Origin of the sequence: Chryseobacterium sp. KACC 21268, from assembly GCA_028736075.1 — a bacterium.
Taxonomy (GTDB): Bacteria; Bacteroidota; Bacteroidia; order Flavobacteriales; family Weeksellaceae; genus Epilithonimonas.
Window position 1 is genome coordinate 3,834,513 of record CP117875.1, and the last position, 22,463, is coordinate 3,856,975.

A 22,463-nucleotide genomic window follows, 5' to 3' on the forward strand; every position below is an offset into this window, starting at 1 on the left:
TAAACTTATTTGTACAATTTTAAGTCTTAATCATCCAGAATCCTAACTTTTATCTTTTCGAATTCGTGAATTTAGAAAGTATCAATTATTTAAAATATTAATAATCAAATCATTAAAAACAAAGCTTTATTAATTCTATATTAGCAATGAAATCGTAAAAATCGTGTATTTCACAAATAAAAAAGCTATTTTTGTGCTATGCGACGATTGCTTTTTCTATGGTTGATTCTTTTTTCCGGTGTCATTTTGACCTCGGCACAAAGCAACCCAGAAACTTTGCAACTTCTGGACAAGGCTTACAAAAGTCTCTACGAAAATCCCGACAACGCATTTCAAATCCTTCAAAACATTAATGAGAATAAGGAATCAGAACTCATCAAAAAACGTGTTCAAATCTTAACTTCCAGAGCGTACAATTTCAAAGGTGATTATGCAAAATCCATCGAGCAATCCATTAGTAAAAATCTGAAGGAAAATAGAAACGATAACGCTTCTTTCTACGCCGATTATGCCTTGGCGCAACAATATCAGTCATTAAGGCTTTACAAACAATCAATCAGAATTTCGCAAAATCTGGTAGACAATGCTTCGAAGATAAAATCCCAGCGTTACCCCGAAAACTTGTTAGCTTACATCTATCAATTGAACGCTTCGAATCTGATGGTTCAGAAAAAATGGAAAGAAGCGCAGGAAAACCTGAAGCAAAGCAATGCGTTATTAAAAGATTCTGATGAAGATTTTATTATTTCGATAGAAAATCAGATTTATGAGACCTTCCTTTATATTTCTCAAAATCAAATTGATAAAGCGGAAAAAACAGCGAACGAAATTCAGACTAAACTTGATAAAACACCGCAATATGTTTTCTTGAGAGCTTTCAATCTGGATAATTTGGGAAGGATTCATTTCCTTAAAAAAGATTATCAAAAATCTACAGAAAATCTGAATCAAGGTTTGGAATTGATTCAAAATAAATCTTACGATGCGCTCAAAAACAGAATCTACGATGATTTGTCTAAGAATTATTTGGCCTTAAAAAATGAAGCACTTTATCAAAAATTTTATTCCATCTATAAAGAGCAAACCGATAAACTCGACAAAAATAAAAAAGAAGCCATTCGGAATCTCGTAAAACTGAATGACCAATACGAAAATCAACGCATTGAAAATTCTCACAAACACTTCACAACAAATATTCTAATCATTTCCATCATTTGTTTGATTGGAATCGCAGCGATTATTTTCTTCAGCATTTCCGAAAAAAGAAAGACAAAATCCATCCAAAAACAAATCGATTTCGACTTGAAACAACAGGAATTCAGCAAAAAAATCGAAGAGAAAGAAATCATCAAAACCGAAAAAACCGAAACTGAAATCTCCAAAAAACCAGTCGTCATCTCCAAGGAAAAAGAAGCGGATATCTTGGCAAGACTGGAGGAATTCGAGAAATCTGAAAACTTCCTGAGCAAGGAAATGTCACTCGCCGTACTCGCCGGACAACTGGAAACGAACACCAAATATCTCTCGGAAGTCATTAATAAATATAAAGAAAAAAATTACAACAACTACATCAACGAACTAAGAATCAACTACATCGCTTATCTTTTAAAAACCGATTCAGCTTACCTTAATTACAAAGTAAGTTATCTGGCAGAGAAAGCTGGATTCTCGTCCCACAGCGCTTTTACAACCGTTTTCAAATCCGTAACTGGCATTTCGCCAAACACTTACATTCAGCAACTGACACAGAACAAAAAATGAAACGCTTCCTTTTCATATTCATCCTTTTCTCATTTACCGGAATTTTCAAATCCCAGTACAATGAAGAATTGTACAAAAAAGCGTTTTCCTACGTCTACGAAAATCCCGACAACGCCATCCAGCTTGTAGAGAAAATGCTAAAAGGTGAGAAGGATACAGACAACACCATCAAGCTTTATCAGCTGCTTTCCCGAGTTTATATGTCCAAACGGGACTTCGACAAATCTTTGGATTGCGTCCTGAAAATGAAAGAACTCAGCAAATCCATTTCCAATCCTGAACAAAAAATCAAAATCCTGAATTCCATTGCATTACAGTACCAAAATATGGGACTTTACAGCAAAACGATGGAATCTCTGGACGAATATTACAAGCTTTGTCAGACTTTGCCAGATGGGAAATTCAAAACTTTGTATCTCGGATTAAATTCCGCAGTTCGAGGTTTGGTTTATAAAAATCAGGACAACAACGAGTTGGCTTTGGAGAAATTCTTCACCGCTTTGGATTACATCAAAAAGGTCGGCAATTATGAGAATTCCATCGCCAACAGTAGCGTTATTCTGTACAATGTCGGCTACAGCTATTTCTATCTCAAAAAATATAATGAGGCGGAAAAATACTTCAGACAATCCGCAGAGGTCGCCAAAGCCGTTCACGCAGAGAGTCTGGAAGCTTTCGCTTACAAAGGTTTGTCGGAGAATTACACCGTCTTGGGAAAACATCAGGAAGCCATCGAACTTTTGAAAAAATCTGTCAATCTGTCCAAAAAAGTCGGCGACCTTGTCCTGAGTGAAGGAATTTACAAAGGTTTTTCGGACAATTATCTCGCACTTCAAGATTGGAACAATTATGAAGTCTACAACAAACTGTACATCGAGACCAAATTTGCAAGGGAACAAAGCGAACTCGCCTCTCTCAACAAAAGCATCGATGTGCTGAATGAGGAAAACAACAAAAAAATCGAGGAGCAAAAAGGCAGATTGAGAATCATAAGTTCCGTCATCATCGCCATTTCTGCCGCCGTATTTATTTGGTTTCTTCTTAATTTTATCAAACACAAGCGACGCAACAAGTTATTAATTGAAAAGCTGAATCAAATCAACAAAATCACCAACTAAAGAATGAAGAATATTTTCGACCAAAACGATACGAGCCATTTCATCAAAAGAATCAATGCGCTTACGGAAGATTCTTTCCCAAAATGGGGCGTAATGTCCGTAGACAAGATGCTGGCACACTGCAACATCACCTACGAACTCATCTACGAATCCGAAAAACACAAGAAACCTGGCCTCATCACCAAATGGATTCTGAAACGCTTCGTCAAATCAACGGTCGTGAGCGAGACGCCGTACAAACACAACTCGCCAACTTCCGCAATGTTCGTCATCACAGACAACAAAAGCTTCGAGGACGAGAGAAAACGCATCATCGGGTTCATCCAGAAAACCCAGCAACTGGGCGCAGATGCGTTCGAAGGGAAAGAAAGTTTCAACTTCGGAAAACTCACTTCTACCGAGTGGAACAATATGATGGCCAAACACCTCGACCACCATTTGCAGCAATTTGGCGTTTAGAATGATTCGGGCAGCTTTTGACTACGCCGAATAGCAATTTGTCACTATTTTTATGGCAGCTATTTCCGCCTTCCACTCCCGCTATTTTTTGCCTACGCTCTTCCAGCCACAAAAAAATGAGCTCCGTTCAAGTCGGGCTGCGAGTGATTCACCGTTCCAATCACCATCAAATCAAACCATATGAAAAAACTCGTTTTTATTTTAGTACTAATTTTTGGCTTCACATTTTTCAACGCTCAAAGCATTGAAAAAGAACTCAAAAACAACAGTGAACTTTTCATCGGAAAAATCGACAATTCTGCCGCTTTGAAAGTTCTTTTCGAAACCGTCTCTTCCGAAAATCCAAAATCAGGCATCTACAAAGTCACCGGATATTCCGACGTCGAAGGAACAAAAGCTGACTTCGAAGGCACAATCACGTTTAATTCCAAAAAAAGTAAAAACTCAAAAGAAAGAGTCAAAATCTACGATTTGAAACTCTCAGAAAAAGGAACCGGAAAACACAACGGCATTTTCACCGGAGAACTCACCACCAAAAAATCATCAGAAAAAAACCAATTGAAATTCGAAGGTACTTGGGCGAATTATGGAAAAACTTTAAAATTCCCTTTCTATTTCAATAATTAAAACAGAAACTTCGACAAGTTAGTTTGAAATTTCTAATCCTAATTGTCAGGCTGAGTCTCTCGAAGCCATTTTATCATAAAAATTTAAAAATGAAACTTTTCACACCAATAAAATTCAGAAACATAGAACTGAAAAACCGAATCGTAATGTCGCCAATGTGTATGTACTCTGCAGTAGAAGGCGTTGCGAATGATTTCCATTTCGTGCATTACGGCAGTCGTGCACAAGGCGGCGCAGGACTTATCATTGTAGAAGCAACCGCCGTAGAACCGCGCGGAAGAATTACCAACAAATGTCTTGGGATTTGGAACGACGAGCAAGCTTTGGCTTTGAAAAAAATAGTCAATTTCGTTCACGAAAACTCAGAAAGCAAAATCGGAATCCAGCTGGCTCACGCCGGCAGAAAAGGTTCTATCTCCACAGAAACCAATCGTCAACTGGATTTGGAACAAGGTTGGGAAACCATCGCACCAAGCCCGATTCCGTTTCATCATTCAGAAAGAACGCCGCACGAATTGACTGTCGAAGAAATAAAAGGGTTAGTTGAAGATTTCAGAAAAGCTGCAAAAAGAGCTGTTGACGCAGGTTTTGATGTGCTAGAAATCCACGGTGCACACGGCTATTTGATTCATCAATTCTTGTCACCACTTTCCAACACAAGAACCGACGAATATGGTGGAAATCCAGAAAACAGAGCAAGATTCCTGATGGAAATTGTCGATGCAGTCAATTCAGAAATCACAAACGACATCGCACTTTTCGTAAGAATCTCCGGAACAGAATATGCAGAAAACGGTTGGAATGTGAACGACAGCGCAGAACTTGCCAAAGTTTTGAAAACCAAAAACGTGGATTTGATAGACGTTTCCAGCGGTGGAAATATCAATGGCGTCACGATTCCATTGAGTCCAGGTTACCAAGTTCCACTAGCAGAAGATGTGAAGAAAATCGCAGAAATAGATACAGCCGCAGTAGGACTCATCACAACAGCTGAACAAGCCGAAGAAATCCTGGAAAGTGGACAAGCAGATTTGATTTTCCTGGCAAGAGAGATTCTGAGAAATCCATATTTTGCAGTGCAGGCAGCTTGGAAAAATGATGAGGAGAATTTCTATCCGCACCAGTATTTGAGAGCGAAACCAGCGAAGTAATTTTTAAAAACAAAAAGCCGTTCTCCGAAAAAGAACGGCTATTTAATGAAAAACAAATTTCATTATAGAACTGCTAAAATATCAATTATTTTAATTAATGAAAAATTTTTAACGGATTATTTTAAATTATTTCAAAAATATATTTAAATATTTGGAGTTGATCGGCAATCGTATCCCATTATCCCAACATATTACTAATCAAAACTTTCCTTTTTTGGAGAGTTTTTTGTTTTTCCGTCAGATTGAATGATATCAACAAACATAGTTGTATCTTTCATTTCTTTATCTTTGTTAACGGAAGACACTCTATGGAAATATTTTTACTCTTACTCATCTTGGTTTTTATGATTATCATTCACAACAAATCAACAAGCAACCACAAAGCGACCCAGGATTCAATTCAGCAGCTTCAAGAAAAACTGAATGCCCTGAAAACTGAAATCAACATTCAACCTGTCAGCAAAATTGACCAAGAAAATCTAATAGTAAAAGAAGAAATTAAACCGGAAATAATTGTTACGGTTCCAGAAACACCTCCAGTTGTAGAAGAAATCACCGAAGAAAAGCAACCTGAAATTGTTGAAAAACCAATTCCTGTTGTAGAAAATGAAGTTCCAGTTTCAGAAATTGAAACTCCAAAAGCAGAACAGAAAGCAGCTTTCTCTGTTCAAGATAAAATCAGAGCTTTGGATAGTGATTTCAGAGAGATTTCAACGCCTAAAAAATCGTGGATTGAAAACTTCAAGGAAAACAATCCGGACATCGAGAACTTCATTGGAGAAAATCTGATTAATAAAATAGGGATTCTAATCTTAGTTCTCGGAATCAGTTTCTTTGTGAAATATGCAATTGACAAAGATTGGATTAATGAGCCTGCGCGTGTCGGAATCGGTATTTTGGCAGGCGCTCTTGTGATGGGAGTCGCACATCGATTGAAAAAAAATTATGCAGCTTTCAGCTCTGTTTTTGTGGCTGGAGCGATTAGTATTTTTTACCTTACGATTGGTATTGCATTCCACGATTACCATTTGTTTAGTCAGACTGTGGCATTTATTATAATGGTTATCATTACCATTTTCAGTGTATTTGTTTCCGTTTCTTATGACCGGAAAGAACTCGCAATTCTGTCTTTGATTGGCGGTTTTGCCGTTCCGTTTATGGTAAGCACAGGTGAAGGAAATTACAAAGTTTTGTTCACATACATTGCGATCCTCAACATCGGAATGCTGATGATTGCTTATTTCAAAAAATGGAATCTGGTGACTTTGCTGGCTTTCATTTTTAGTTGTCTTCTTTATTCAGCCTGGTTTGGAAAAGGTTTCTATGACGATAAATTGCCTTATCGCGGAGCATTATTTTTTGCCACAATTTTCTACATCATTTTCAGCGTTGCGACGGTTATCAATAATTTGAGAAATAAAGGAACTTTCACAAAGCTGGAATATTTCATAATGGTGGCCAACACATTCTTCTATTTCGGAATGGGAATTAGCATTATCGAAAACTGGAAACCGGAGTTAAAAGGTTTGTTCACCATTGCGCTGGCCTTGTACAATCTGGTTTATGCTCTATTTTTATACAGAAAATTCGGACTGGACAAAAATGCAATTTATCTTTTATTGGGATTGACCTTGACTTTTGTGACGTTAGCCATTCCAATTCAATTCAAAGGAAATTACATCACTTTATTCTGGGCTGGAGAGGCGGTCTTGCTTTTTTGGCTTTCTCAAAAATCAAAGATCAGCACGTTCAAACTTGGAGCAATCATCGTCCAGCTTTTGATGCTGATCAGCTTGATTATGGATTGGGAAAAATATTATTCCGGCAATCTGATGGAACTAAAACCTTTCCTAAACAGAATCTTCATCACAGGAATTGTTGTTGTAGTTTCATTGATTTTGACTTATATATTATTAAAAAAAGAAAAAGATACGACTGAAATTTTAGGCTTCACATTCTATCCGGCTGATTACAGAAATATCATTTTAGGCGTTCTGATTCTGGTTGGATATTTCACGGGAATGTTGGAAATCAGCTATCAAACGGAAGATTATATCTCCAACTATTCTTCCGGAATATCTTACTGCGTTCTGTATCACTTTCTTTTCAGTGTTGGGTTGATTTATTTCATCTTAAAGTTGAATAGCAAATTGTGGAACAGCTTCGGTGTAGTTTTGGCTTCGGTGAACATTCTATTGTACATCGCATTTTTCTTCCAATTGCCTTTCAATGAAATGAGAGAAAATTACACTTTGAATCTTTCTTCCAAGTCAGCATATTTCATTCATTATGTTTTATTAATTTGTCTGGCATATTTTGGTTATGTTTTGATTAAATTGAGAAATAATAATTCATTTTCTGCGATTCTCAATCACAAAGTTGCATTATGGGTTCTTGCATTTTGCATTGTTTATGTTTTGAGTAATGAAGTGATGATTCACGGATTGATGTTTGGAAATGAAGTGGTTTCCAGTGCAGAATTAGCCAAATTCCCGGCAATGAAGGCTGGCGAATTTAATTATGACAAAGAGTTGTTTATTGATGACAAATTCGAAGCTGCAAAAGTTCAAATCATCAAAATTGGCTATCCAATTCTTTGGGGTGTTTTGTCCTTTGTTTTCCTGATAGTCGGAATCAAAAAGCAAAACAAACAACTGCGAATTATTGCACTTTCTTTATTAGGAATTACGATTATCAAACTATTTTTCTACGACATCAAAAATGTATCAGAGACAGGAAAAATCATTGCTTTTATTCTGTTGGGTGTTTTGATTTTAATCATCTCATTCGTTTATCAAAAAATAAAAAAACTGGTTATTGATGAAACTAAAACGGAAATTCACGACAAAAAAACCAATGAAAAATTACCCGAAGAATCTCAAAATCCAAACGATGAAGAAATTAATTAGTCTATTTTCCTTTCTAATCATTGGAATTTCATCGGCTCAAAATTATCAGGGAAAACTAAACAAAGTCTCTGATAATGGATTGAATCAGATATTGCTTACTCCAGAGCTTCGTTCTGCGTCTCAGAATAATCTGGATTTTGTTAGAATTTTCGATTCTAAAAACAATGAAGTTCCTTATGTCAATTATCAAGGAAAGTCAAGTAATTCCAGTTTCAAAAGCTTTACAATAATCTCTAAAACTGCAGTTCCGAACAAAGTCACTTCCATCGTTGTCTCCAACGAACAAGCGTTGAATCTAGATTATCTCACTTTGAAAATTGCAAATACCGATGTTGATAAAACCTACAGCATCAGTGGCAGCAACGATAATAAAGAATGGTTTGGATTGGTCATTAATAAAACAATAATAGGACTGAACGATGCTGGGGAAAACTTTGTGGAACGTGATTTTGCTTTTCCTTTGAATAATTATAAATTTCTGAAGTTTGATTTCATTGATAAAAACTCTCTTCCAATCAATGTTTTGGAAATAGGTTTGGAAGAAAATTATGCTATTAAAAAATCAAAAATAGAACTTCAAAATTTCGAACAAAAAATCACCAAAGACAAAAAGAATAAACAAACGAAAATCACCATCAGCTTTCAGAATCCTCAGGTGATTGACGCCATAGGTTTTGATATTTCTGCACCAAATTTCTATCTAAGGGAAGCTAGAATTGTTATTAATAAAACCCAAATTCAGAAAAGAACTGAAGTTAATTTTGCTGAAACAATTAGTAATTTCCAATTAAATTCGAAAGTAAGAAACAGCTTTGACCTCTCGGAATTGTTCGTCAAAGAATTCACGATTGAAATTGACAACAGAGACAATCCTGATTTGGAAATCAAAAAAATTCATCTTTTCCAATCGCCTGTCAGCATTTTAGCAGATTTGCAATCCAACGAAAATTACACTTTAAAAATCGATTCCACTTGGTCGGAACCTCAATACGATTTAGCCAATTCTGGAATTGATTTTAATCAAAACTATCCCGCTGCGACAATTTCAAATTTAGAAAAACTGGATAAGTCAAAACCAAATGAACAAGCAAAGACTTTCTGGCAAACGCCTTTATTTATGTGGATTTGCATTGTTTTATCGGCTGTGCTTATCGGTTATTTTGCTTTGGGATTGATTAAGGATATGAATAAGGAAAATCAGTAATTGAATATTTAAAAAAAAAGAAAACCTTTCCAAAATCGGAAAGGTTTTCTTTTTATCTAATACTGAAAATTCCTAAAAGCTTCCAGCGTCTTATCAATCTCCGCATCGCCAATTGCAGACGAAATAAACCAAGTTTCATATCCACTCGGCGGAAGGTAGATTCCCTGTTCCAAAACCTGATGAAACAGATTGTTGAACAAACCGATATTGGAATTATTCACCTCATTAAAATTGCTCGCAGAGGTCACATCAAAGAAAATAGACATCATACTGCCCTTTCGGTTGATTCTGTGTTTGATACCTTTCTCATTCAGGATTTTTCCAATCTCGAAATCCAAGGTTTCCGTGGTTTTCGCTAATTTGTTATAAAATTCTGGGTCTTGTTTTATCAATTGCAACGTTTTGAGTCCAGCCCGCATCGCCAAAGGATTTCCACTCAAAGTTCCGGCTTGGTACACGTTTCCTCTTGGCGAAAGATAATTCATAATTTCGTTGCGTCCGGCAAATGCACCAACCGGCAATCCACCACCAATCACTTTTCCGTAAGTCACCAAATCGGCTTTTACATTCAAAGCTTCCTGTGCGCCACCAAAGGCCAATCGGAAACCCGTCATCACCTCATCGAAAATCAAAAGTGCACCATTCTCGTCACAGATTTTTCTAAGGTTTTGAAGGAAATTATTTTCCGGCAAAATACAACCCATATTTCCAGCAATCGGTTCTACGATGATGCAGGCAATCTGTTCTGGATTCGCTTTGAAAAGGTCTTCAACTTGCTCAAAATTATTATATTCTGCCAACAAAGTATCTTTCGCAGTTCCTTGCGTTACGCCTGGCGAATTGGGACTTCCAAACGTTGCCATTCCACTTCCCGCCTGAATCAAAAACGAATCCGAATGTCCGTGATAACAACCTTCGAACTTGATGATTTTCTCTCTTCCAGTAAATCCTCTTGCCAAACGAATTGCGCTCATACAAGCTTCAGTTCCGGAAGAAACCATTCTGATTTGGTCAACATTTGGGACATTTTCTACGATGTACTTTGCAATCTCAGTTTCCAATTCTGTTGGCGCTCCGAAAGAAAATCCTTTCTCCGCCTGCAATTTCAAAGCTTCCAAAACTTCGGGATGCGTGTGCCCCAAAATCGCTGGTCCCCAAGAATTGATGTAATCGATGTAGTTTCTGTTGTCCTCATCGGTCAAGTAAGCACCTTTGGCAGACTTCATAAAAAGTGGAACGCCACCCACAGATTTGAAAGCGCGAACTGGTGAATTCACACCGCCCGGAATATATTTGTACGCTTCTTCAAAAAGCGCTGAACTTCTTTGGTATAACATTTTCTTAGGTATTTGGTATTTAGTGTTTGATGTTTAGATATGCTAAAAACAAAACACAATAAACTATAAACTAATTAGCTTCTCGGTTTCTTATTCTGAAGATAAATCAATTGTCCGGATTTCGGCTGTTCACCTTGGTTCATCCTGTTTTTGCTATAAAGTTTTTTCTCCTTGATGGCAAATTTCTGAGCAATATCGTGCATCGTTTCGCCCGTTCCAGCTTTGTAAGTCGCCTTGTTTCCAGATGAATTTTTACCTTCCAGGAAAATGATGTCGTTCTTCGCGAGTTTAGAACTTTCCAATTCGTTATACTTCATCAGACGTTTTTCACTGATTCCGAATTTCTTAGAAATCTCAGAAACATCCGCATCCACAGGCATTATGAAGAATTTAAGACCATCGTTTGGATGATTTTTCACGAGGATATTTTTCAAAAGTGCCGTTCTTGTTTTAGAATCTACGATTTCCGAAACTTTATTTTGTTGTTTGGCGTAGGAGCCTTGCGTGTAATCCACTTTGATGGTTGGCGGAGCAACTCTGTCATTTTGTTTTTCCTGACCCAATTGCGCCATAAAAACCGCATCGTTATTCAGCGCAGGATACAATTTCAAGATGGCATAGTAAACCTCATCTTTGCTCGTATTATCAAACTCGTATAATTTGTACCGCTCGATTTTATCAATCAAAATATGCGCATATCTAGGATTCGTCGCATAGCCCGCTTTTTTCAGTCCGTGCGCCCAAGCCTTGTAATCCTTCGCATCCAGCTTGAACAATCCGACATAGTATTTTCGCGTCGCTAAAAAAATCGAATGGTCTTCGTAAGACTGCTTCGGGTCATCATACACGCGGAAACACTCGTTGGGAGCGTCGTCCGTGTGGCTCATCGTTTTTCCCGTCCAATCCTCTTTGCATTTGATTCCGAAGTGGTTTTTCCCTTGTTGTGCCAGTCGGCTTTGTCCGCCACCGGTTTCCAAAAGTCCCTGAGCCAGAGTGATGCTCGCCGGAATCTTATATTTCTCCATTTCTTCCACCGCGTACGGCGCAAATTTTTGGATGTATTGGTCTTCCGTTTTCCAGGTTTGCGCTTTCACCAAGCCTAAAACACCCACAAAACCAATCACTAATAACTTTCTCATATTTATTTTTTACAAAATACTTTTAATTTTTCAGGAGCTTATTGACTAACGTTGAATAGCAACTTAACATTTCTTATTTGGAGCTATTTCCCGCTATCCACTATTACTCCTCGCTCCAAGGCTAAATCCATCGCCTGCTGTGGGGTAACCGTTACTATCGGGGCTATGGGTTTCTAAATTCTTTTCAACATTTCCCTACCAAAAGAATCTTTGTCATTCCATAGAAAACCCAACGAAGTGGTATGACGGATTCACTCTATACACAGCCATTCAACAAATTCAATTTCACAATATAGATTCCTACGGAATGACAATATTATGGAAATTCGTTTATCTGAATTCTTCCTTTGCTTTTCAAAAACAAATTCGCGCCTTTGATGCCTTGCAATCCGCCCGTATGAAATGTCAGAATCTTTGAACCTTTCGGGAAAAATCCCTTTTCTGCCAATTCAAAAATAGTCTGCATCAGCTTTCCTGTGTAAATCGGGTCCAGCGGAATCTGATATTCCTCAAAGAACCAATTTATAAAACGGACATTCTCTTCTGATATTTTGCCATAACGGTTTTCATCAGCATTTACCAATTCGAAATTTTCCTTTCCACTCCATTCCAGAATTGTCTTTTCCAGCGAATCATCTCTTACAACCTTGATGCCTAAAACCTTTTGACCAGCTTCCGCAAATTTGGAAATTCCGGCAATTGTTCCGCCGGTTCCAACTGCGGTGCAAAGATAATCAAAATCTTTGGTGTCGTTTCCCAGCATATGTTGCACACCTTCCACAGCCGATTCATTGCTTCCACCTTCCGGAATAATCAATGAATTCGGATATTGAATTGAAAATTTTTCCGAGAGTTTTTCTTTATTTTGATAATCTTCTCTTGACACAAAATGAAAATCCATTCCGTTTTTTGAAGCTTCGGAAAGTGTGGGATTTTCCTGCCAGTTGTTTTCCAATTCGTTTCCGCGGATGATTCCAATCGTCTTGATTCCAAACGCTTTACCGAAAGCTGAAACTGACGCAATATGATTGGAAAATGCGCCACCAAAAGTTATTAACAAGGGATTCTCAGGTTTGGATTCCAAATATTGATTGACATTGAGGAAGAGTTTCCAGAATTTGTTTCCGGAAATTGTTGGGTGAATAAGGTCTTCCCTTTTGATGAAAATCTGGACATCAAATTTGGTTTCGATTTCTGTGATGGGGATTTTATGTTCCGGAATTTGAAGCATCTTCAAAATTACTGATTTTGATTTAGAATTGCGTTTTATTTGCCAGATAAACCACCCCGTCTTCCAAATTTTACAATTTGGAATCCACCCCTCCAAAGGAGGGGAATGGTGTACCTTTTTTTTGGAATGTTCAATTAATCTTGAAACTTGGTTAGGATGACAAAACCCATAGCCCCGATAGTAACGGTTACCCCACAGCAAGCCTTGGGTAAAGCTTCGGCGCGAGGAGTAATAGTGGATAGCGGGAAACAGCTCCAAATAAAAAACATTAAGTAACGGTTCGACTTAGTCAAATAGCTCCTAAAATTTTGCAAACAAAAAATCCACCTAAGTTGGTGGATTTTGTATGGTATGATTTCTGAGAATTATTTTGTTCTCTCGATGATTTTTTTGACTGCTTTTACGACCGCTTCTGCATCGATTTCGTATTTTTTCATCAACTGTGCCGGCGTTCCTGATTCTCCGAAAGTATCGTGAACGGCTACAAATTCTTGAGGTGTCGGTCTTCTTCTGGACAACATTCCAGCGATAGATTCGCCCAAACCGCCAAGGAAATTGTGCTCTTCTGCAGAAACTAATTTTCCAGTTTTCTCTACAGACTTAAGGATGATTTCTTCGTCCAACGGTTTGATTGTGTGGATATTGATGACCTCGCAAGAAATTCCTACTTTCTCCAACTCTTCCACTGCCAACAATGATTCCCAAACCAAATGTCCGGTTGCAACGATGGTAACGTCTGTTCCTTCTTGCAAAAGAATTCCTTTTCCAATCTCGAAAGGCATATCTTCTGGAATGAAAACGGGAACGACAGGACGACCGAATCTCAGATAAACTGGGCCTTCGTGCTCTGCTGCGGCTAAAGTTGCGGCTTTGGTCTGGTTGTAATCGCAAGGATTGATCACCGTCATCCCAGGAAGCATTTTCATCATTCCGATGTCTTCCAAAATCTGGTGTGTTGCGCCATCTTCGCCCAAGGTTACTCCGGCGTGGGAAGCTGCGATTTTTACATTTTTGTTTGAATAAGCAATCGACTGACGAATTTGGTCGTAAACTCTGGATGTTGCAAAGTTGGCGAAAGTCCCTGCAAAAGGAATCTTCCCGTTGATTGTAAGACCAGCTGCCAAGCCCATCATATTGGCCTCAGCAATCCCGGTCTGGAAGAATCTTTCCGGTGCTTTTTCTATAAATTTTTCCATCTTCAGAGAGCCTATCAAATCTGCGCAAAGTGCGACAACATTTGGGTTGGTGTCAGCCAATTCTGCCAAACCAGCTCCGAAGCCTGAACGTGTATCTTTTTTTTCTGTGTATGTATATTTCATTTTTTCTTAATTGATGGTTGAATATTATAATTGATAAATGATGGTTGATAAATGATTTTTACCGTGATTTAAAAAAATCATTCATCACTTATATTTTATCATTGATAATTAATAATCAGTTGGAGCTTCTAGGTACAATTGTTTGAAAGCAGTGTCCAACTGCTCATCATTTGGTGCTTTTCCGTGCCAAGAGTGGCTTCCCATCATATAATCTACGCCGCTTCCCATCTCTGTATGAAGTATGATCGCTACTGGTTTTCCGTTTCCTGTTTCTGCTTTCGCTCGGTTCAAGATTCCAATCACAGCTTCCAAGTCGTTACCGTTTTTCTCTTCTAAAACCAACCATCCGAATGCTTCCAGCTTGGCGTGCAGATCTCCCAATGGCAGGACCGTATCCGTATCTCCATCAATTTGTCTTCCGTTGTAATCTATGGTAGAGATGATGTTGTCCACTTTTTTACCAGCGGCATACATAAAAGCTTCCCAATTCTGACCTTCCTGCAATTCGCCATCACCTTGAAGTGTGTAAACCAAAGAGTCATCACCAGCCAATTTTTTGCCTTGCGCAGCGCCTAAAGCCACGGAAAGACCTTGACCTAAAGATCCTGATGCTACTCTTACACCTGGCAAACCTTCGTGCGTGGTCGGGTGACCTTGCAATCTTGAATCCAGCTTTCTGAAAGTAGCCAATTCTGCAACCGGAAAGAATCCAGATCTTGCCAAAGTGCTGTAGAATACTGGTGAAATATGACCATTGGAGAGGAAAAACAGATCCTCGCCCTTACCTTCCATCGTGAAAGGTAATTTGTAGTTCATAATTTCCCCATAAAGTGCTACGAAATATTCTGTACAACCAAGAGAACCTCCTGGATGTCCGCTGTTAACATCGTGAACCATTCTAAGAATGTCCCTTCTGATCTGCGTTGAAAGGCTTTTCAACTCTTCAATAGATTTGCTCATTATTTAAGATTTACTTTAATGCGAAATTACTGATTTTTTATGTGTCCTTCCAAGCTGAACTCAACATAATAAAGATGACTTTTTAACAATTAACAATTTTTAATAATAAAAAATGTGAAAACAAAAAACTCCGATGAGAACATCGGAGTTAATATATACTTTAATGGCAAATTTATTTCAGATTGAAATTAAATCCGACGATAACCGCACCTACAGATTCTTTACCTGCAATAGGTCTGTCATCATAATATCTTCTGTTATCTCCTGAAATGCTTTGATATCCTACGTACAACTCACCAGCTGGAATGTTATACATAAATTTTGGAACTGCATAAAGACCGCCATCTACATTATCATTTGTAGAAATTCCATATCCTAAGTCCAATCCTACTGCGATTGGAGCACCCGAGAATGAGTATTTACCTGATACTGCTACTGGAATAAATCCAAAATCATCCGCTTTGATTCTTCCTCCTGGGTAATCGTAACTTTTACCAATAAAATGGGAATATCCAGTTGCAACACCTAAGTCAAAACCTTTTGCAAGATTCCATCTGTACGCCGCATCTAACCCAAGAGTAAAGGGAGAATTACCAGTTGTTGGAGCACCAATATGAGCACCTAATTTAAAACCTTCCTGCGCTTGTGTAAAGCCAAATACTGCAATAGCTGCAGCTAAAAATATCTTTTTCATAGTTTATAAAATTAAATTTTCATAAAAAAGACACCAAGATTTATACCAAAGCAAAAATCCTATTTCCTCTCAATACTGTTGTAAGCCATTATGATTTTCTTCACAACCGGATGCCTCACGACATCTTCTTCCGTAAGATGCACAAAGCCAATTTCTTCTACATCTTTCAGAATGGTCATAGATTCTTTGAGACCTGACTGCTGATTTTTCGGTAAATCAATTTGACTTGGATCGCCTGTGATGATAAATTTCGCATTCATACCCATTCTGGTCAGGAACATCTTCATTTGAGAATGTGTGGTGTTTTGCGCTTCATCTAGGATTACAAAAGCTTCATCCAGCGTTCTACCTCTCATAAATGCCAATGGTGCTACTTCGATAATTCTTTTCTCCATGTAGCCTTCCAGCTTTTCGTGCGGAATCATATCTCTTAATGCATCGTACAGAGGCTGCATATATGGATCCAATTTCTCCTTGAGATCACCAGGAAGGAAACCAAGACTTTCGCCAGCTTCTACTGCCGGTCTTGTAAGAATGATTCTTTTCACTTCTTTATCGCGAAGCGCTCTTACTGCCAAGGCAACACTGGTGTAAGTTTTTCCTGTTCCCGCCGGTCCAATGGCAAAAACCATGTCTTTCTTTTCAGAAACTTTTACCAGTTTTTTAAGATTGGTAGTTTTGGCTTTTATTACTTTTCCGTTGACACCTTTTACGATGATATCCTGATCGAAGACCAATTGCTTTTCGGAATCGTCCTTAAGTTTGAGTAGAGATTCCAATTGTTTTACTTCTAAGGAATTGTGCTTGGAAATATAATCGGAGACATCATCCAATTTTTTCTTCAGCAAGTCCAAGGTTTCTCTGTTTCCCATTGCGAAGACAAAGTTATCTCTACCAGTGATTTTGAGTGTGGGGAAGCTGGACTTTATCAAATTGAAATTTTGATTCTGAACACCATAAAAAGTTTTGGTGTTTATACCCTCGAGTTCATAATTTATTTCGAACATATATAATAATAGTGGTTAGTCTAACAAATATATGAATAGATTTGATACGATATTAGTCTTTAAAAATTGATTTATATTAAATTTGCAACAAATACAAAAAATATGTCAGTCATTACACTCACTTCAGATTACGGCCTTGTGGACCATCGCGTTGCAAGCATGAAAGGTAAAATCCTAAGCTGGAGCGAGGAAGTAAAAGTGGTTGACATTACACATAACATTACGGCTTACAATCTTTTACAAACAGCGTACATTGTCCGAAATGCTTATAAATTCTTTCCGGAAGGCAGCATCCACATCGTTGCGGTGGACAGTTTTTATCATAAATCTAGAAAGAATATCATTGCTAAAATTGACGGTCACTATTTTATTTCTGCTGATAATGGAATTACAAATCTGATGTTTTTCGACATCAAGCCGGAAGCTATTTATGAAATTACGCTAAACAACCGTTTCGACGACAAGGTGATTTTCCCTGCAACTGAAATCTTTGTTCCTGCTGCAATGCATCTTTATAAAGGAGGTTTGCCGGAAGTGATTGGAAGAAAAATAAAATCTATAAAAGAAGTCTCTTTTCCAAGAGCAATCTATAATGAAGCTGAAAAAATGATCATCGGAGAAGTGATGTACATAGATAATTTTGGAAATGTAGTTTCTAATATTAGTCGAAAATTTTTTGAGAAATACGCTTCAATTTCAGAGAAATTCACTGTGAAATTCAGGAATATTGTTTCGTCCAAAGTATCGGATCAATATACAGATGTTGTGACAGACTGGGACAGAGAACAGGAATCTCATGGCAAATCATCTGTCATCTTCAATGATGCAGAACTCCTGGAAATCACCATCTACAAGGGCAATGTTTTGAACGGCGCTTCCTCCCTTTTCGGAATGACTACAGGCGAAAAAATTTATATCGAATTTGAATAAAAAAATAAAAAAAACCGACATTGCTGTCGGTTTTTTTATTGTTAATTTTAAATAATCCTTATTGTTTTATCAGATTCTTACTGAAACTGTCATTCGCTGTTTTGATTTTCACCACATAGTTTCCGGTTTTAAGTCTAGAAACATCAAAAGTATTTTTAGACAAACTATCAGCATCAAATTGCTTCACCAATTTTCCAGAAATATCATAGACTTCAACTGAATTAATTTTTGCAATTCCTTTCAGCGTAAAATGATTTTTCACCGGATTTGGCGATAATGCGATATCTTTAGAATTAGCAACATCACTTACTGCTAGTGCTGTACAGCTAAAGTTTGCTTTGAAACCAGGTCTTGTCTGTCCAGTAGTAGATCTAAAAGTAATTGTAATTGCACCACTCTCGTGAGTAGATTCGTAGTCATTAGGAATATTGGATCCTGTCAACCTTGCTGCACCAGTAAACACTGGAGAAGCTGCAGTTCCATTTCTAATCGTGATGTAATCATTCTCATTCAAATCAAAATCGGTAAAAGATATTTTCAGTTTTTGTGTAGGATCATTTGGATAAAAAGTTTTTGTCCAGTTTTCATTAATAGAATAATTGGCATCTGCCCCACCCGTATCTGTGATTGCTTTTCCACACCAGTTATCGCCTGTTAAAACAACAAGTGATCTTTGGTACAACGGTGAACAGTCTGTACCAACTTCAACTTTGTAAAAAATATTTGGCGACAAACCTGTGATGCTAATTACTTTTGCCGAAGAGATTCCTGATTTCACAATTGTTCCATCTGTTGTTGAAACTCTGTACTTCCAGGAGGTAGATGTATTGTCTGTAAGTGTAACCGTGATGGCGTTTTCTGTTGCATTAGTCAAAGTCATATTAGTCAAGGTGACATCACAAGATTTGGAACAATCACCACTCATACAAGCTTTGGAATCAATGGTTTCTCTGATCAGATCACCAGGCTGCTCACCAAATCCATTAGCGAAACTAATTCCTACTGAATTGACCAAATGACAATAACTCATAATAGTTCCTTTGGTCGTTGTAGGAAGTGGTCCATCACAACCTTCATCTGCACCAGCTGCCGGTCCGCAACCATCGATGGCTGTATTGTTTCCATTCCAAGCACAAGCGTGGGTGTGAGGCGAACCTAAATTGTGGCCTAGCTCATGCGTCATAGCTTCGATATTCCAAGAATAAGTCGGCACGGCAATATTTTGAGAGTTGACACCACAATAAGAATACTTATTTACGGTACAAAGCGCATTAACCCAAGCCACACTCGTAGTAGCAGGATTCCTCAAAAGCTGACCAAGATCTCCGTTGAAAGTAGGTCTTGCCGCTTTGAATTGATTAAGGATTCCGCTTGGTGTTCCAGAATATGGATCAGTAGTAGTCCAAACAAAAACTTCACTGATTGCCACATTTACATTTTCGTTATCATATAAAGTTTTCACATTATTGAATAAAGCTGTTACCCAAGCCGTTGTTGCAGAGACACTAGATCCATTTTGAGTATAAGGACCATAGCCCACTTCGAAGTAAATTCTCACGCAGTTGGCAGTTAGCTTAGGCGCTTGCTTTTTCGGATCAAAAGAGATTTTGTTTGATGTATTCTCAGGAAGTTCTTCAGCGCTGCAGGAGAACGGGTTTTTAGCTTTTAATTTATAATCACTGTACGATACAAAATCCTGCGAACTTTTGGTTTTTCCCAGAACGATGTTTCCAAAACGATCGCCAGAAGCCACTCCTACAACATCATTGTCGAAAAAGCTGAAAGCGACAACGGACTTGTTATCGCCCTTAATAATTCCTTGGTAATAAACACCAGGCATGTAGGCCTTATCACCTTTATCTGTGCTTACTTTGAAATCATTGGTGAAAATATTATTTTTAACCAATTCTACCGTAATATCAGTACCTTCGAATGGAAAGGTAAGTTCCAATGCTTCTGGTTTTTCATTCACAATGGTCTGTAATTCGGAAGGTTTGAGTTGCATTACTGTAACATCTGCTGCTTCATTTTTATAAATATTAGCATTCTTCGAAGTTACATCTCTTGTAAAGGGATTAAACTTTACAAAACTTTTGTTTTTGGATTTTTGGTCTGCTACTTTTTGCGCTATTGGTTTCAGGTTTTGTGAAAATCCTAAAATAACCATAGAAACAGAAAATAACAGTTGTAAAATTCTCTTCATAATTATATCATTAAATTTATGATACAAAAAAAGCGTTTTTTTATCAGAATTCATTTCATAATTCAAATTTTAACTATTTTACAATAATTAAAATATTACTACAAAATCGATTTTTATTCTACATTTTCAGAAAATTATTTTAATTATATTTGAATTTCACCACAATCATTCAAAAAAAATAGCCAAAAGTAAATTTTTGGCTATTTTTTATTAGTAAAGAATTTTTATTCTTTAATAATTTTCTTACTCACAGTTTCTTTATCTGTTTTAATCATAATGACATAATTGCCAGTTTTCAACTTAGAAACATTGTAATTATTCTCAGATATAGAGTTAGTTTCAAATGTTTTAATCAATTTCCCAGAATTATCAAAAACCTTCACAGATTCTATTTTACCATTTCCTTGGATCCTGAAGTTACTTTTAACAGGATTTGGAGAAACAGACATTTCTTTTGAATTCGACAAATCGTCAACAGCCAAAACAGCACAACTCAAATTAGCTTTGAATCCTTTTGCCGTAACACCTCCATCCGAGCGGAATGTGATTGTAATTGCTCCTGTCGCATGAGTCGATTGGTAAGAACCCGGTAATGTAGTACCCGACAAATTGGTAGCACCAGAAAAGGCTGGAGAATTTGCAATTCCATTTCTAATAGTTAAGAAATCATAACCTTCTTCCAGATCAAATTCCTCAAAAGTCATCTTCAGTTTTTGATTTTCGCTATTTGGGTAAAAAGTCTTGGTCCAGGTTTCATTATCTGTGTAGTTTGCAGTTTCCCCGCCAGAATCTGTCACAGTTTTCCCACACCAGTCATCTTCAGTTAAGAAAATCTGACTTTTTTGAAAAGCTCCGGAACAATCTGTCCCTACCTCAAATTTATAGAAAGTGTTTGGAGAAAGACCTGTTACAGTAACTACTTTTGTGTCTGCAGACCCTGATTTGATCACAGAACCATCCATTTTGATCACTCTATATTTCCATTGCGTAGATACTGCATCCGTAATTGTAGCTGTGACATTAGTTTTAGTAATGTTGCTGACCGCCAAGGTACTTACGGTAATAGCACAAGCCGTAGTACAATCCACACCTAAACAAGCCTTGGAGTCTACAGTCTGTCTGATCAGCTCACCTGGCTGTTCTCCAAAACCTGAAGATAAATTGATCCCAACAGAGGTCAGGTGACAGTAGCTCATTATTGTTCCGCCAGCACTTGGGATCGGACCTACAAGATCACAACCTGTCTCAGGATATCCTGCTACCGCTCCACAACCGTCAATAGGTGTATTATCACCATTCCATGCGCAAGCGTGCGTGTGAGGAGAACCTAGGGAATGTCCCATCTCGTGAGTCATTGCCATAATGGTCCAGGAATATGTTGGAACATTATTATAAGTCATATTAATCCCGGAATATGCATATTTATAAGTACCACACAAAGAGTTTAGGTAGGCAACACTTGTCGTAGATGGATAGTTTACCAAATGGGCGAGATCACCATCAAACGTAGGCCTGTTGGTTCTGAATGCTGCAAGATTCTGACTGTACGTTCCGGTGTAAGGATCCGCAGTTTCCCATACAAAAATGGTTTTGAGAGACATTTTCACACCATCATTGACGTATAAAGTATTAATATTGTTGTGAACGGCAGAAATCCAGTTGATCGTCGCCGTAACATTAGAATTATTTTGCTGGAAAGGCTTGTAACAAACTTCATAATAAACCCTTACACAAGAATTTGTAGCCTGCGGCGCTTTGGAAGTAGGTTTATAGTTTATCTTTTGTTTTTCATTTTCCATCATCTCATCCGCAGCACAGATGAATGGATTTTTCCCTGTCAGTTTCTGGTCATTGTAAACGACAAAATCTTCGGAAGCTACAGCTTTACCCAAAGTCACATTTCCAATATTAGGAGCAGATGCCACACCTATGACGTCATCCTCAAAGAAACTGAATGCTGCCACAGATCTAGTATCACCTTTGATAATCCCACGGTAGAAAACACCTTTTTTGTAATCTGTCACCACTTTTTTATTGGTTTCTGCTTTGAAATCGTTGGAATAGATATCAACCTTCAACAGTTCTACGGTAAGTTCTCTATCCTCGAAAGGAAATGTCATTTCTATTGCTTCGGGTCTTTCGGACAAGATCGCCGATAGCTTTTTGTTGTCAAGCTTCAAAACCTTGGCGTCTCTCGCAGCCTGCTGATAAATCGCTTGCTTCCCACTGTTATCCAAACTGAAAGGCACTACAGATTTGAAAGCAACCCGCTGAGCGTGATAATCATTAACTTCTTTGGCAATAGGTCTTAGTGCTTGTGCAAATCCTAATACACCTAAAACCAAAAACACAAACAATTGTAATCTTCTATTCATACTTCTATTTTTATTTATTTAACACAAAATAAACGATTA

At 37.7% G+C, this 22,463-nt stretch carries 17 protein-coding genes; 8 read left to right on the plus strand and 9 right to left on the minus strand.

Translation table 11 applies throughout. The features are described 5' to 3' along the window. Positions 1-198: 198 nt before the first annotated feature. From PQ459_17505 to PQ459_17535, 7 genes are all read left to right on the plus strand, one after another. On the plus strand, positions 199-1,761 hold the full coding sequence (locus PQ459_17505) for a helix-turn-helix domain-containing protein (GenBank protein WDF46683.1): 1,563 nt from the start codon (positions 199-201) through the stop codon (positions 1,759-1,761). Further along, positions 1,758-2,879 (plus strand): tetratricopeptide repeat protein, encoded by a 1,122-nt coding sequence (locus PQ459_17510; GenBank protein WDF46684.1) that lies wholly within the window; start codon positions 1,758-1,760, stop codon positions 2,877-2,879. The genes PQ459_17505 and PQ459_17510 overlap by 4 nt, the downstream gene beginning before the upstream one ends. Before the next feature lie 3 nt (positions 2,880-2,882). Next, positions 2,883-3,338 carry a DUF1569 domain-containing protein gene (locus PQ459_17515; GenBank protein WDF46685.1) on the plus strand — a complete coding sequence of 152 codons (456 nt, stop codon included), beginning with the start codon at positions 2,883-2,885 and terminating at the stop codon, positions 3,336-3,338. 180 nt (positions 3,339-3,518) lie between these two features. Further along, the gene (locus tag PQ459_17520) at positions 3,519-3,965 is read left to right on the plus strand and encodes a hypothetical protein (protein WDF46686.1); all 447 of its coding nucleotides are present in this window, start codon (positions 3,519-3,521) and stop codon (positions 3,963-3,965) included. Between the two features lie 89 nt (positions 3,966-4,054). Further along, positions 4,055-5,116: an NADPH dehydrogenase NamA gene (namA, locus tag PQ459_17525; GenBank protein ID WDF46687.1), complete on the plus strand. Its 1,062-nt coding sequence runs from the start codon at positions 4,055-4,057 to the stop codon at positions 5,114-5,116. A 308-nt stretch (positions 5,117-5,424) separates the two neighbouring features. After that, on the plus strand, positions 5,425-8,025 hold the full coding sequence (locus PQ459_17530) for a DUF2339 domain-containing protein (protein ID WDF46688.1): 2,601 nt from the start codon (positions 5,425-5,427) through the stop codon (positions 8,023-8,025). Continuing rightward, a complete protein-coding gene (locus PQ459_17535) occupies positions 8,009-9,229 on the plus strand; it encodes a hypothetical protein (protein WDF46689.1) in 1,221 nt (406 codons plus the stop codon). Before PQ459_17530 ends, PQ459_17535 begins: the two co-directional genes overlap by 17 nt. Before the next feature lie 56 nt (positions 9,230-9,285). Here PQ459_17535 and hemL read toward each other — a convergent pair whose 3' ends face one another. The 7 genes from hemL to PQ459_17570 form a co-directional block, all read right to left on the minus strand. Further along, complete coding sequence (gene hemL, locus PQ459_17540) at positions 9,286-10,566, minus strand: glutamate-1-semialdehyde 2,1-aminomutase (protein ID WDF46690.1); 1,281 nt, start codon at positions 10,564-10,566, stop codon at positions 9,286-9,288. Between the two features lie 74 nt (positions 10,567-10,640). Further along, the gene (locus PQ459_17545; GenBank protein WDF46691.1) at positions 10,641-11,705 is read right to left on the minus strand and encodes a glucosaminidase domain-containing protein; all 1,065 of its coding nucleotides are present in this window, start codon (positions 11,703-11,705) and stop codon (positions 10,641-10,643) included. 316 nt (positions 11,706-12,021) lie between these two features. Then, entirely contained in the window at positions 12,022-12,936 is a 915-nt protein-coding gene (locus PQ459_17550; protein ID WDF48744.1) for a pyridoxal-phosphate dependent enzyme, read from the minus strand. A 365-nt stretch (positions 12,937-13,301) separates the two neighbouring features. Next, positions 13,302-14,255: a transketolase family protein gene (locus PQ459_17555; protein ID WDF46692.1), complete on the minus strand. Its 954-nt coding sequence runs from the start codon at positions 14,253-14,255 to the stop codon at positions 13,302-13,304. Between the two features lie 108 nt (positions 14,256-14,363). After that, positions 14,364-15,215, minus strand: a complete 852-nt coding sequence (locus PQ459_17560) for a transketolase (GenBank protein WDF46693.1) — start codon at positions 15,213-15,215, stop codon at positions 14,364-14,366. 172 nt (positions 15,216-15,387) lie between these two features. Beyond that, the gene (locus PQ459_17565; GenBank protein ID WDF46694.1) at positions 15,388-15,909 is read right to left on the minus strand and encodes a hypothetical protein; all 522 of its coding nucleotides are present in this window, start codon (positions 15,907-15,909) and stop codon (positions 15,388-15,390) included. A 59-nt stretch (positions 15,910-15,968) separates the two neighbouring features. Next, positions 15,969-16,916 carry a PhoH family protein gene (locus tag PQ459_17570; GenBank protein WDF46695.1) on the minus strand — a complete coding sequence of 316 codons (948 nt, stop codon included), beginning with the start codon at positions 16,914-16,916 and terminating at the stop codon, positions 15,969-15,971. 102 nt (positions 16,917-17,018) lie between these two features. Here PQ459_17570 and PQ459_17575 point away from each other — a divergent pair, with 102 nt between their 5' ends. Continuing rightward, complete coding sequence (locus PQ459_17575; GenBank protein ID WDF46696.1) at positions 17,019-17,846, plus strand: SAM-dependent chlorinase/fluorinase; 828 nt, start codon at positions 17,019-17,021, stop codon at positions 17,844-17,846. Positions 17,847-17,904: 58 nt separating this feature from the next. Here the strand turns inward: PQ459_17575 and PQ459_17580 are convergent, their stop codons facing one another. After that, positions 17,905-20,049 carry a M12 family metallo-peptidase gene (locus PQ459_17580; protein WDF46697.1) on the minus strand — a complete coding sequence of 715 codons (2,145 nt, stop codon included), beginning with the start codon at positions 20,047-20,049 and terminating at the stop codon, positions 17,905-17,907. Between the two features lie 224 nt (positions 20,050-20,273). Beyond that, on the minus strand, positions 20,274-22,424 hold the full coding sequence (locus PQ459_17585) for a M12 family metallo-peptidase (protein WDF46698.1): 2,151 nt from the start codon (positions 22,422-22,424) through the stop codon (positions 20,274-20,276). Between the last annotated feature and the right edge of the window lie 39 nt (positions 22,425-22,463).

Coding starts and splice junctions, on each gene's coding strand:
- PQ459_17505 (WDF46683.1), top strand. CDS start 199: ATGCGACGATTGCTTTTTCTATGGTTGATTCTTTTTTCCGGTGTCATT.
- PQ459_17510 (WDF46684.1), top strand. CDS start 1,758: ATGAAACGCTTCCTTTTCATATTCATCCTTTTCTCATTTACCGGAATT.
- PQ459_17515 (WDF46685.1), top strand. CDS start 2,883: ATGAAGAATATTTTCGACCAAAACGATACGAGCCATTTCATCAAAAGA.
- PQ459_17520 (WDF46686.1), top strand. CDS start 3,519: ATGAAAAAACTCGTTTTTATTTTAGTACTAATTTTTGGCTTCACATTT.
- namA (WDF46687.1), top strand. CDS start 4,055: ATGAAACTTTTCACACCAATAAAATTCAGAAACATAGAACTGAAAAAC.
- PQ459_17530 (WDF46688.1), top strand. CDS start 5,425: ATGGAAATATTTTTACTCTTACTCATCTTGGTTTTTATGATTATCATT.
- PQ459_17535 (WDF46689.1), top strand. CDS start 8,009: ATGAAGAAATTAATTAGTCTATTTTCCTTTCTAATCATTGGAATTTCA.
- hemL (WDF46690.1), bottom strand. CDS start 10,566: ATGTTATACCAAAGAAGTTCAGCGCTTTTTGAAGAAGCGTACAAATAT.
- PQ459_17545 (WDF46691.1), bottom strand. CDS start 11,705: ATGAGAAAGTTATTAGTGATTGGTTTTGTGGGTGTTTTAGGCTTGGTG.
- PQ459_17550 (WDF48744.1), bottom strand. CDS start 12,936: ATGCTTCAAATTCCGGAACATAAAATCCCCATCACAGAAATCGAAACC.
- PQ459_17555 (WDF46692.1), bottom strand. CDS start 14,255: ATGAAATATACATACACAGAAAAAAAAGATACACGTTCAGGCTTCGGA.
- PQ459_17560 (WDF46693.1), bottom strand. CDS start 15,215: ATGAGCAAATCTATTGAAGAGTTGAAAAGCCTTTCAACGCAGATCAGA.
- PQ459_17565 (WDF46694.1), bottom strand. CDS start 15,909: ATGAAAAAGATATTTTTAGCTGCAGCTATTGCAGTATTTGGCTTTACA.
- PQ459_17570 (WDF46695.1), bottom strand. CDS start 16,916: ATGTTCGAAATAAATTATGAACTCGAGGGTATAAACACCAAAACTTTT.
- PQ459_17575 (WDF46696.1), top strand. CDS start 17,019: ATGTCAGTCATTACACTCACTTCAGATTACGGCCTTGTGGACCATCGC.
- PQ459_17580 (WDF46697.1), bottom strand. CDS start 20,049: ATGAAGAGAATTTTACAACTGTTATTTTCTGTTTCTATGGTTATTTTA.
- PQ459_17585 (WDF46698.1), bottom strand. CDS start 22,424: ATGAATAGAAGATTACAATTGTTTGTGTTTTTGGTTTTAGGTGTATTA.